Raw genomic sequence first — 6,000 nt, 5'->3', positions numbered from 1 at the left:
GTGGTTGTTGGGCGTGTTGGCGTGCGTTCGTTTCTTGTTGCTCTCTTGTTAGCCCTATCGTTTTACCTACTCGGCTCGGCGCCGCGGCGCGGCCCCCCCCCCCCCCCCCCCCCGACACTCTACGCGCGTAACAAACGGCAGGGCCAGAGCTGATCCGCTACAGCCGCTCGGGCCCGAACGCGTCGGGCAGGACGTCGCTCATCGGCCGTACGCCGGACGGCAGCTCGACCAGCAGGTCGGGCCCGCCGTGCTCGTACAGCAGCTGGCGGCAGCGGCCGCACGGCATCAGCAGCGCCCCGTCGCCGTCCACGCAGGTGAACGCGGTCAGCCGGCCGCCGCCGCTCGCGTGCAGCGCGGAGACCAGTCCGCACTCGGCGCACAGCGAGAGCCCGTACGAGGCGTTCTCCACGTTGCACCCGGTGACCACCCGGCCGTCGTCCACCAGCGCGGCGGCGCCCACCGGGAACCTGCTGTACGGCGCGTACGCGTGGCTCATCGCCTCGCGCGCCGCCGCCCGCAGCGCGGCCCAGTCGACCGTGTCGGCGCCCGGCGTCACTTGCCCTGCCCCTTGCGGTAGATCTGGCCGTCGGCCTTCGGCGGCCGCAGCCGCTGCGAGGCCAGCGAGAGCACCACCAGGGTGATCACGTACGGCGTGGCGACGATCAGCGGACGCTGCACCTCGTCGGTGGTGAAGTACCAGACGAACAGCGCGCCGGAGACGACCACCGAGATCAGCGCCGGAGTGAGCTTGCGGCGGTACAGCTGCCACGCCGCCAGCAGCACCATCGCGATGGCGACCACCAGGATCAGCACGTGCACCGACTCCGGGTCGCGCAGCTGGAGGCTGTCGGTGAAGCCGAACAGACCGGCGCCGACGGCGAGGCCGCCCGGCATCCAGTTGCCGAAGATCATCGCCGCGAGGCCGATGAAGCCGCGGCCCAGGGTCTGGCCGTCCTTGTAGAAGTGCGCGGCGACCAACGAGAGGTACGCACCGCCGAGGCCCGCGAAGGCGCCCGAGGCGATGACCGCCAGGTACTTGTACTTGTAGACGTTGACGCCCAGCGACTCGGCGGCGGTCGGGTTCTCACCGCAGGAGCGCAGCCGCAGGCCGAAGACGGTCCGCCAGAGGGCGAAGTAGCTGGCGACGATCAGCGCGCCGGCCAGGATGACGACCACCGACAGGTTGGTGACCAGGCCGCCGACCACACCGGCGACGTCGGAGACCAGGAACCAGTGGTGGGCCTCGATCTCCTTCAGCCAGGAGGACAGCCCGGGGACGGTGAGGTACGGCAGCGGATCGGCCGGCGGGGACTGGTTCGCACCGGCGCCCACCGAGATGTAGTCCTTGTAGTAGATCCGGTTGACGTACGCGCAGATGCCGGGGATCAGCAGGTTGATGCCGACGCCGGAGACGATGTGGTCGACGCCGAAGGTCACCGTGATGACCGCGTGCAGCAGACCGCCGAGCGCGCCGCCGAGCATGCCGGCCACCAGGCCGAACCAGGGGTTGACCAGGTAGCCGCCCCAGGCACCGGCGAAGGTGCCGGCGACCATCATGCCTTCGAGGCCGATGTTGACGACGCCGGCCCGCTCGGACCAGAGGCCGCCCAGACCGGCCATGCCGATCGGGACCGCCGCGCCGAGCGCCGCGGTGATCTGGCCGGAGGAGGTCAGCGCGTGGTTGCCGGTGATCATGCCGACGGCGGAGAACAGCACCAGGGCGCCCGCGATCAGCAGCAGCACCACCGGCCAGGACAACTTGCGCTTCTTGGCGGACGCGCCGCCGGGCGTCTTCGCGCGAACCGCGGTAACCGTACTCACGCCGACACCTCCTTCTTCTGGGCGGCCGCGGCGGCAGCCTGGGCGGCGAGCTCGGCGCCGACCCGCTGCTGCTGGCGCTTCAGGCCGTAGCGGCGGACCAGCTCGTAGGCGACGACGACGCAGATGACGATGGTGCCCTTCATGACGTCGACGATCTCGAACGGGAACTCACCGTTCTGCGGCAGCGGGAGCTGCGAGCCGGTGGCGTCGAGGAAGGCGAAGAGCAGGGCGGCGAAGACCATGCCGATCGGGCTGTTGCGGCCGAGCAGGGCGACCGAGATGCCCAGGAAGCCGAGGCCCGCCTGGAAGCTCTGGCCGAAGTAGTACGAGTTCTGCATCAGCTCCGGCAGGCCGATGAGGCCGGCCAGCGCGCCGGAGACCACCATCGAGGTGACGACCATGCGCTTGACGTTGACGCCGGACGCGGTGGCCGCGCTCTCCGAGCGGCCGGTGGCGCGCAGGTCGAAGCCGAAACGGGTGCGGTTCAGGGTGAACTGGAAGGCCACGCCGACCACGATCGCGATGACCACGAAGCCCCAGAGCGGGCCGCCGTCGGTGTTCAGCGAGAAGAAGCGGCTGGACTCCGAGATCGGGTTGGTCTGGATCGAGTTGCTGGTGGTGCCCTTCTCCGGCGCGAAGATGCCGGGGACGAGCAGCAGACCGACCACCGCGGTGGCGATCGAGTTCAGCATGATGGTCGAGATGACCTCGCTGACGCCGCGGTAGACCTTGAGCAGACCGGCGACGGCCGCCCACATGCCGCCGACCAGCATCGCGGTCAGCAGCAGCAGCGGGATCTGGATGATCGCCGGGAGGTCGACCTGGCTGCCGACGAAGGCGGCGAACAGCGCGGCGAGCTTGTACTGGCCCTCGACGCCGATGTTGAAGAGGTTCATGCGGAAGCCGAAGGCGGCGGCCGCGGCGGCGAGGTAGTACGTGGTGGACCGGTTGATGATGGCCACCTGGCCGTCCGACTTGGTGCCGTACGTGATCATCACGTTCCAGGCGTCGAACGGGTTCTTGCCGGAGGTCGCCAGCAGAAGCGAGCAGATGGCGACGGACAGCACGACGGCGAGCACCGGCGCGGCGAGCGCGAGCACGATCTTCTCGCCGCTGAACCGCTGGGCCAGGCCGCTCTTGGGAGCGGCCGCGGCGGGCGCGGCGGGCGCGGGCTTGGGACTGGTCATGTGGCTACTCCCCCGCCTGCTGGTCGGCGGCGGTGTCGGTGGGGGTGGCGGGGGGCACGGCGTCCGAGGGCACCGCGTCGGCCGGGGTGTCCGACTCGATGCGGCCGACGGCGGCGCCGGTCATCGCGGTGCCGAGGTCCTCGGCGGTCACGGTCTCCGGGTCGGCGTCGGCGACCAGCCGGCCGCGGTAGATCACCTTGATGGTGTCGGAGAGGCCGATCAGCTCGTCCAGGTCGGCGGAGATCAGCAGCACGGCGAGGCCGGCCCGCTGGGCGACCCGGATGTGCTCCCAGATCTGCGCCTGGGCGCCGACGTCCACCCCGCGGGTGGGGTGCGCGGCGATCAGCAGCTTGGGCTCGTGGCTCATCTCGCGGCCGATGATCAGCTTCTGCTGGTTGCCGCCGGAGAGCGAGGCCGCGGTGACCTCGATGCCGGGGGTGCGGACGTCGTACTCCTCGACGATCCGCTGGGTGTCCTTGCGGGCGGCGGCCGGGTCGAGCAGCACGCCCTTGGAGTTGGGGCTCTCGGTGACGTGGCCGAGGATCCGGTTCTCCCAGAGCGGGGCCTCCAGCAGCAGGCCGTGCCGGTGGCGGTCCTCGGGGATGTAGCCGATGCCGGCCTCGCGGCGGGCCCGGGTGAGGCTGCCGGAGAGGTCCTGGCCGTCCAGGGTGACGCTGCCGGCGTCCAGCGGGAGCATGCCCATCACGGCTTCGACCAGTTCGGCCTGGCCGTTGCCCTCGACACCGGCGATGCCGAGGATCTCGCCCTTGTGGATCCGCAGCGAGATGTCGTCCAGGACGACGCGCTCGATGCCCTCGGCGTCGGTCTTGGCGATCCGCAGGCCCTCGACGCGCAGCATCTCGGTGGTGGTGACGGTCGACTCGCGGCTCTCCGGGGAGGGCAGCTCGGCGCCGACCATCAGCTCGGCCAGCTGGCGGGCGGTGACGCTCTTCGGGTCGGCGTCGCCGACGGTGGTGCCGCGGCGGATGACGCTGATCGCGTCGGCCACCGAGAGCACCTCGTGCAGCTTGTGCGAGATGAAGATGACGGTGACGCCCTCGGACTTCAGCTCGCGCAGGTTGTCGAACAGGGCGTCGACCTCCTGCGGGACGAGCACCGCCGTGGGCTCGTCGAGGATGAGGATCTTGGCGCCGCGGTAGAGCACCTTGAGGATCTCGACGCGCTGGCGGTCGGCCACGCCGAGGTCCTCGACCAGGGCGTCCGGGCGCACGCCCAGGCCGTACTGGTCGGAGATCTCCCTGATCTTCTGCTTGGCCCTGGCCCCGATGCCGTACAGGTGCTCGCCGCCGAGGGCGACGTTCTCCAGGACGGTGAGGTTGTCGGCGAGCATGAAGTGCTGGTGCACCATGCCGATGCCGCGCGCGATGGCGTCGCCCGGGGTACCGAACTCGCACAGCTCGCCGTTGATCGCGATGGTGCCCTCGTCCGGCTTCTGCATGCCGTAGAGGATCTTCATCAGCGTCGACTTGCCGGCGCCGTTCTCGCCCATGAGGGCGTGCACGGTGCCGGTGCGGACGGTGAGGTTGATGTCGCGGTTGGCCACGACGCCGGGGAAGCGCTTGGTGATGCCGCGCAGTTCGACGGCCGGTGCCGCCGTCCCCGCGCTGGGGTTACCGCCCGTGTTCGGGGCGGGGTCGGATGCGGTGATGGCGGTCTCCTGGTGGTCTGGAGGCGCGTCGTTGCGCTGGAGGGCCAAAGAGCGGGAAAGGGTGGGGGGACGGGACGGGGCCCGGGGGTGCGCACGACGCGCACCCTTCCGGGCCCCTCCCTGGTGTTGCGTTCATCAGGCGCTGCCGGGCGGGCGGCAGCTCCGGCGACGTCCGGTCAGGCCCTGGAGCCTTACAGCTTGGACGGGTCGCTCGGGACGGTGGTGCTGCCGCCCTTGATCGCGTTGGCCGCCTCGTCGAGCTTGGCCTTGATGTCGTCGATCTTGCCGCCGGTGGTGGCGAGCGAGACGCCGTCGGCCTTGAGGTCGAAGTTCTTCACACCGGTGAAGGGCTCGTTCTTCTTGGCGGACTCGATGTAGGCGAAGACGGCCTTGTCGACGTTCTTGACCATCGAGGTCATGATGTTGTTCTTGTACTTCGCCAGGGCGGGCTGGGCGGCCTGGTCGGAGTCGACGCCGATGGCCATGGCACCGGCGTTGGCGACGGCCTCGATGGCACCGTTGCCGGAGGAGCCGGCGGCGGTGTAGATGACGTCGGCCTTCTTGTCGAGCTGGCCCTGCGCGGCTTCCTTGCCCTTGTCGGGGGCGGCGAAGCCGGAGAAGTCCGGCGGGGTGCTCAGGTAGGTGACCTCGACCGGCATCTGCGGGTCGACGGACTTGACGCCCGCGCGGTAGCCGGCCTCGAACTTCTTGATCAGCTCGGACTGCACGCCGCCGATGAAGCCGACGTGCTTGTTCTTGGACTTGAGGGCGGCGGACACGCCGGCCAGGTACGAGCCCTCCTGCTCCGAGAAGGTCAGCGAGGTGACGTTGCTCGGCTGGGTGTCGGAGGCCGAGTCGATGATCGCGAACTTGGTGCCCGGGTTCTCCTTGGCGATCTTCTCGACGGCGGCCTGGTAGACGAAGCCGACCGCGATGATCGGGTTGTAGCCCGCGGTGACCAGGTTCTTGAGGCGGGTCTCCTTGTCGGCCTCCGCCTCACCGGTCTTGGCGTCGGCCTCGGTGACCGCGACGCCCAGCTGGCTCTTGGCCTGGTCCAGGCCGCGGGCCGCGGAGTCGTTGAAGGACTGGTCGCCACGGCCGCCGATGTCGTAGGCCATGCCGACCTTCAGGCCGCCCTCGGAGGAGCCGGCGGAGGCCTTGGTGTCGTTGCTCTTTGCGCCGCAAGCGGCGAGCGAGGCGATGCCCAGGGAACCCGAGAGCACAACCGCGGCGAGCTTAGTAGTACGGCGCAAGGGAGTATCTCCTTCTCACACGCCACCGATTAGCGTGGTCGGACGCCACCGTAACGCGCGTAGAACACGG

At 69.9% G+C, this 6,000-nt stretch carries 5 protein-coding genes; all 5 read right to left on the bottom strand.

Annotation, left to right across the window (positions count from 1 at the left end; all coding sequences use genetic code 11):
- Window positions 1–157: 157 nt before the first annotated feature.
- A complete protein-coding gene (locus tag ACFU9E_RS05820; RefSeq protein WP_380688799.1) occupies window positions 158–556 on the bottom strand; it encodes a cytidine deaminase in 399 nt (132 codons plus the stop codon).
- On the bottom strand, window positions 553–1,821 hold the full coding sequence (locus ACFU9E_RS05815) for an ABC transporter permease (protein WP_380688797.1): 1,269 nt from the start codon (window positions 1,819–1,821) through the stop codon (window positions 553–555). Before ACFU9E_RS05815 ends, ACFU9E_RS05820 begins: the two co-directional genes overlap by 4 nt.
- Window positions 1,818–3,008, bottom strand: coding sequence for an ABC transporter permease (locus tag ACFU9E_RS05810; protein WP_380688795.1), 1,191 nt, complete (start codon window positions 3,006–3,008; stop codon window positions 1,818–1,820). The genes ACFU9E_RS05815 and ACFU9E_RS05810 overlap by 4 nt, the downstream gene beginning before the upstream one ends.
- A gap of 4 nt (window positions 3,009–3,012) precedes the next feature.
- Window positions 3,013–4,518, bottom strand: a complete 1,506-nt coding sequence (locus ACFU9E_RS05805) for an ABC transporter ATP-binding protein (RefSeq protein ID WP_380688801.1) — start codon at window positions 4,516–4,518, stop codon at window positions 3,013–3,015.
- Between the two features lie 350 nt (window positions 4,519–4,868).
- The gene (locus ACFU9E_RS05800) at window positions 4,869–5,930 is read right to left on the bottom strand and encodes a BMP family protein (protein WP_380684590.1); all 1,062 of its coding nucleotides are present in this window, start codon (window positions 5,928–5,930) and stop codon (window positions 4,869–4,871) included.
- Window positions 5,931–6,000: the final 70 nt, after the last annotated feature.

Origin of the sequence: Kitasatospora sp. NPDC057595 (assembly GCF_042800875.1) — a bacterium.
Lineage (GTDB): Bacteria > Actinomycetota > Actinomycetes > Streptomycetales > Streptomycetaceae > Kitasatospora.
Note: the sequence above shows the minus strand (reverse complement) of the source record. Positions and strands in the feature narration are given on the sequence as shown.

Bases quoted from the DNA above. Each gene is read 5' to 3' on its own strand.
- ACFU9E_RS05810 (WP_380688795.1), bottom strand. From the start codon at position 3,008: ATGACCAGTCCCAAGCCCGCGCCCGCCGCGCCCGCCGCGGCCGCTCCC.
- ACFU9E_RS05805 (WP_380688801.1), bottom strand. From the start codon at position 4,518: ATGGGCGAGAACGGCGCCGGCAAGTCGACGCTGATGAAGATCCTCTAC.